This is a genomic window from Nocardiopsis lucentensis DSM 44048 (genome assembly GCF_000341125.1).
GTDB lineage: Bacteria > Actinomycetota > Actinomycetes > Streptosporangiales > Streptosporangiaceae > Nocardiopsis > Nocardiopsis lucentensis.
On record NZ_ANBC01000667.1, the window covers coordinates 1 to 3,054 of the forward strand.

General features: G+C 71.9%; 4 protein-coding genes. 3 read left to right on the forward strand and 1 reads right to left on the reverse strand.

Annotated features, from left to right (window positions below; translation table 11 throughout):
• Together D471_RS40415 and D471_RS0123520 are read left to right on the forward strand one after the other, a co-directional pair.
• The coding region (locus D471_RS40415) for an ARPP-2 domain-containing protein (RefSeq protein WP_017600888.1) at positions 1-823 on the forward strand (823 nt) is incomplete at its 5' end.
• Between the two features lie 95 nt (positions 824-918).
• Positions 919-1,842, forward strand: a complete 924-nt coding sequence (locus tag D471_RS0123520; protein ID WP_017600889.1) for a ketopantoate reductase family protein — start codon at positions 919-921, stop codon at positions 1,840-1,842.
• Positions 1,843-1,845: 3 nt separating this feature from the next.
• Here the strand turns inward: D471_RS0123520 and D471_RS35795 are convergent, their stop codons facing one another.
• Complete coding sequence (locus D471_RS35795; RefSeq protein ID WP_083924306.1) at positions 1,846-2,673, reverse strand: sulfotransferase family protein; 828 nt, start codon at positions 2,671-2,673, stop codon at positions 1,846-1,848.
• A gap of 41 nt (positions 2,674-2,714) precedes the next feature.
• Between D471_RS35795 and D471_RS0123530 the strand changes: the two genes are divergently transcribed.
• Positions 2,715-3,054, forward strand: a 340-nt coding sequence (locus D471_RS0123530; RefSeq protein ID WP_017600891.1) for a recombinase family protein, incomplete at its 3' end; no start/stop codon positions are given.

Genomic DNA, 3,054 nt, shown 5'->3' on the forward strand with positions numbered 1-3,054 from the left:
GCCCTTGCACCTGGCCATGGACGGTCTGCTGTCCCTGGGGTTCGGCGGCCCGCCGATCGCGTGGGCGGAGTGGGCCAGGAGCACCGTGCGCGAGGGCCTGTCGCCCAGAGCGGAGACCGCCTACCTGGGCGGACACGTGGGCGACCTCCAGGAGGCGCTGCGCGTGTTCGAGATCCATCCGGACCAGTGCGGGGTGGTCATCCATGTGGCCGACACCCTGGCCACGGTGCACGTCGTACCGCACCCGGACGACTACCGGGCCCTGCATCCGACGCTGCTGTTGGACATGTTCGGCGAGCAGTTGTACGTGAACGGGCTGCTCAACATCACGGTGCGGGCGCTGCACGAGCCGGTCGACCCGCGCTCCGTCCGCGACCTGGCCGACCTGCGCCGCGCGGTCCGGGCCTCCCGGGCCGCCTCCGCGAAGGGCCACGACGAGCTCATGCTGCCGTCCCTGACCGGCGCCGACCACACCTTCGAGCGCCTGTACACGCGGTCCGGGTTCACGCTCAGCCGGTTCCTGCCCTCGTTCCGGGGCGACCGCGACAACCACATCGGTGAGGTGATCACCGCCGCGGACGGCCGCGTCGCCTACCTGAAGACCTTCCGGCTCTCGAACGCCCAGGTCCGGCGCGGCCGCCTGCTGAAGGCGCTGGGGGAGAACGACTGGTCGTTGGCGGACACGGCACGGGCACTGGGGACGGACCGGGCCGCCCTCGTCACCCGGTTGGAGCGGGCGGGCCTGGCCCACCTGCTCAACCGGGCCCTGCTGAAGCGGCACCGGGCCGAGCGAGACCGCCGGGTGGGCCGGCACACGCCTTAGTTCCGGAGGCCGACCGGGGACCACCCGCTCTTGCGGTGATCCGTCCCATCGTCATACGTTGTGCGACGTTGACCGACGATCGGGTGGGGAGAACCATGCGGATTCTGGTCGTGGGCGCGGGTGCGCTCGGGGGTTACTTCGGGACGTGCCTGGCCCGGGCCGGTCGCGACGTCGACTTCCTCGTCCGTCCCGCGCGCGCCGAACTGCTGCGCGAGCACGGCCTGCGCGTCCGCGACCTGGAGGGACGGGTGGACTCCACCCCGGTGTCGGCGGTCACCGCCGACCGGCTCGGCGCCGACTACGACCTGGTGGTGCTGGCGGTCAAGGCCTACGCGCTGGACGCCGCGGTCAAGGACCTGGCTCCCGCCGTCGGGCCCCACACGGTGGTGGTGCCCTTCCTCAACGGCATGCGCCACGTCGACGTCCTCACCGAGCGGTTCGGCGCCGACCGCGTCTACGGCGGGGTGGGGCTGGTGCAGACCCGGCTGGGCGCGGAGGGTGAGGTCGAGCGGGTCGGCGACCTGGCCGAACTGGTCTACGGACCGCTCTCCGACACCCCCGTCCAAACCCTGGAACGCGTGCACGCGGCCCTGGACGGCGCCGGTTTCACCGCCACGGCCACGGAGGAGATCCTCCAGCGGATGTGGGAGAAGTGGGTCTTCCTGGCGACCATGGGCGCCTGCAACTGTCTGATGCGCGGCCCCATCGGCTCGATCAACCGCGCGCCCGGCGGCGCGGAGTTCACCGCCGCGATGACCGAGGAGGCCGTCGCGATCGCCACCGCGGCGGGCCACCCGCCCGGCGAGGGGTTCCTGCGCTGGGCTCGGTCGGCGATCTCCAGTACCACCAGCACCACAAGTACCTCGATGTACTGGGACCTGACGCACGGGAATCCGGTGGAGGCCGACCACATCGTCGGCGACCTGGTCCGCCGCGCCCACGACCTGGGCGTGCCCGCACCCCTGTTCTCCCTGGCCCGCACCCACCTGAGCGTGTACTCGGCCGGCCGGGACGCCTGAGGCTCAGCCGCGCACGGCCCCGGCGCCCATGGGGTCGGGGCCGAACACGGCGCGCACCCGGTCGGGGTCGAGCCCGTAACGCTCCGGCCCGTACCGGTGCCCGCCCGGGTTCTTCCGGCGGTCGCGCCGGGTGTAGCGCAGTGTCCGGTTCCGGGACTCGGCGTCGAACTCCGCCCCGAGGGCGCGCCACGTCCGCTCGGCCACCGCGACCGGGTCGCGGGTGAGCTCGTCGTAGGGCAGGTCGAGGAAGCGTCCGGGGTCGTGCGCGCGGCGGACCGCCCTGGCCCGCTCCGCGCCCTTCGACCAGATCTCCAGCCACTCGCCGCCGATCCAGCTCGGGTCGACGTCGGCGCAGTGCAGGCGCATCCCCGCCTCGGTCAGACTGCCCCACGAGGCCATCGCGCGCGCCGGGTCGCGGTCGGTGAGAACCACCGTGGCGTCGGGGAAGACGTCGAGCAGGGCGTCCAGGGTCAGCAGGTGCAGGGGTGACTTGAGCACCCAGCGCCGTCGCGGGCGTTTCCACTGCAACGCCTGGAGCTGCTGTTTGAGGTAGGCGTAGTCGGGGACGGCGTCGCGCCGCTCGACCCAGGCCCGGTAGCCGGGGATGGGCGCGCGCACGTGGTGGCTCAGGCCGTGGGGAAGGGCGAAGACGCACTCCTCCGGTTCGAGCGGGTGCATCGGGTGGATCGTCTGGAAGCCCGGGAGCATGGCGTCCATGCCACGAACCAGGGCGCGTGCCGCGGCGAGGCGCCGGCGTCGGCTCAGCGTGCGCTCCCCGGGCCTTCCCGTGTCGGGGACGGGGTGAGTAGCTGCTCTCGAATAAGTGTCCATGAGTGTCCTTTCGACGTCACGAGTGATATACGATCTTGTGCATGAACCTGACGGAATGGGCACGCGCACAAGGGATCGCCCCGCGTACCGCGTACCGCTGGTTCCGTGAGGGCACGCTGCCGGTTCCCGCGGAACGAGTGGGGCCACGCACGATCCTGGTGAACATCGACGCGAACGCCTCACCCCCGACAACTGGCGGTGTGGGTCTGTACGCCCGTGTCTCCTCCCACGACCAGAAGTCCGACTTGGACCGGCAGACGGCGCGCCTGTCGACGTGGGCCGCGAAGGCCGGGCACAAGGTCGTGCGGATCGAATCCGAGATCGCTTCGGGCGTCAATGGTGGCCGCCCGAAGGCGAAACGGCTGCTGGCCGACCCTGCCG

Excerpts from the sequence above, each read along its gene's own strand:
- D471_RS35795 (WP_083924306.1), bottom strand. The coding sequence starts at position 2,673 with ATGGACACTTATTCGAGAGCAGCTACTCACCCCGTCCCCGACACGGGA.
- D471_RS0123520 (WP_017600889.1), top strand. The coding sequence starts at position 919 with ATGCGGATTCTGGTCGTGGGCGCGGGTGCGCTCGGGGGTTACTTCGGG.